1 protein-coding gene is annotated in these 1,935 nt (G+C 47.1%); it reads right to left on the reverse strand.

The features are described 5' to 3' along the window. Positions 1-24: 24 nt before the first annotated feature. A partial coding sequence (locus ACTHS3_RS12095; protein WP_440368049.1) for a YadA family autotransporter adhesin occupies positions 25-1,935 on the reverse strand: 1,911 nt, incomplete at its 5' end.

Consider the following 1,935-nt stretch of genomic DNA (forward strand, 5'->3'; position numbering starts at 1 on the left):
TTTTCAGGCCGTCTGAAAGTCAGATTACCATTGGTAACCAACTGCTGCGGTAGCACCGAAGTGACCACGTGAGTTGCCGGAAGCAGTACCTTTGATGATCCAGTTACCACCATCGGAGATGCTAGAGAAGCCGACAGCGTAACCGGTTTCACCGCGGTAGTGACCGCCACCGATAGCCAACATGCTCTTACCTGGCAAGTAGGCTTGTGGCAGACCGGCAGTAGCCAAGGCTTGAGCCACACCTGCGCGGGCGTTGTTGTCAACCTTGTTCACATTGCTGTTCACATCGCCGAATTTTTGGTTCAGCTGGTCAACGTTAACCGCATCGGTACCGTTCTTACCTGGAGCAACATTTTTAATAGTAGTGTTGCCGGCATCGATACCACCTTGGTTGATGGTTACAGGACCTGCTTTCAGTTCGTTAGTAGTAACACTGTTAACGGTCAGATCAGGGTTCAAGCTGACTTTCAGCGCATCGCCGTCTTTCTTAACGAAGATGTTTTGAACTTCTTTCTCTGAAGTCTTACCGGTTGCTTTGTCGAATACTTGAACTTTAGTACCCGCATCACCTTTAATCTGAATAGTGTTATTCAGTTTTTTGGAGATAGAGCCGTCAGTAGTACCAGTCTCATCAACCAGACCGAAGGTGCCGTCAGCATCTTTACCATCTTTACCGTCTTTACCATCTTTCACGGTTGCAGTAGTAGTAGAGATGACTTTACCGTCTTTATCGAAGTTGTTGATAGTGATGGTAGAAGTACCTTTAGCTTCATCACGCTCAACTTTACCTTCAGCAGACTTACCGTTTTCACCGGTATCACCTTTAGCACCAGTATCACCTTTAGCACCGTCTTTAACAACAGTAGTAGTAGTGTTACCGTTACCATCTTTGATGGTTACAGTGTGAGTACCGTCACCGTTGTCTTTAACTTCAGCTTCAGCGTTCTTACCGTCGGCACCGGTTGCACCATCTTTAACGACAGTAGTAGTAGTGTTACCGTTACCGTCTTTGATGGTTACAGTGTGAGTACCGTCACCGTTGTCTTTAACTTCGGCTTCAGCATTCTTACCATCTGCACCGGTATCACCTTTGGCGCCAGTTGCACCGTCTTTAACGATAGTAGTAGTGGTGTTACCTTCGCCATCGGTGATGGTTACAGTGTGAGTACCATTGCCGTTGTCTTTAACTTCGGCTTTAGCATTCTTACCGTCTACACCGTCTTTAACGATGGTAGTAGTGGTTTTACCTTCGCCATCAGTGATGGTTACAGTGTGAGTGCCGTTGCCATTGTCTTTAACTTCAGCTTTAGCATTCTTACCGTCTGCACCGGTATCACCTTTGGCACCAGCAGCACCAGTTGCACCATCTTTAACGATGGTAGTAGTGGTGTTACCTTCGCCATCAGTGATGGTTACAGTGTGAGTACCATTGCCGTTGTCTTTAACTTCAGCTTTGGCATTCTTACCGTCTACACCGTCTTTAACGATAGTGGTTGTGGTTTTACCTTCGCCATCAGTGATGGTTACGGTATGAGTGCCGTTGCCGTTGTCTTTAACGTCAGCTTTAGCGTTCTTACCGTCTGCACCGGTATCACCTTTGGCACCAGCAGCGCCAGTTGCACCGTCTTTAACGATGGTAGTAGTGGTATTACCGTTACCGTCTTTGATGGTTACAGTGTGAGTACCGTCACCATTGTCTTTAACTTCGGCTTCAGCGTTCTTACCGTCTTTAACGATAGTGGTAGTAGTTTTACCGTCACCGTCAACGATGGTCACTGTATGAGTACCGTCGCCATTGTCTTTAACATCGGCCTTGGCATTCTTACCATCGGCACCAGTTGCACCAGCATTACCAGCTTCACCTTTCGCACCAGTTGCACCGTCTTTAACGATGGTAGTAGTGGTGTTACCGTTACCGTCTTTGATGGTTACAGT

Source organism: Neisseria sp. P0009.S007 (genome assembly GCF_051962515.1).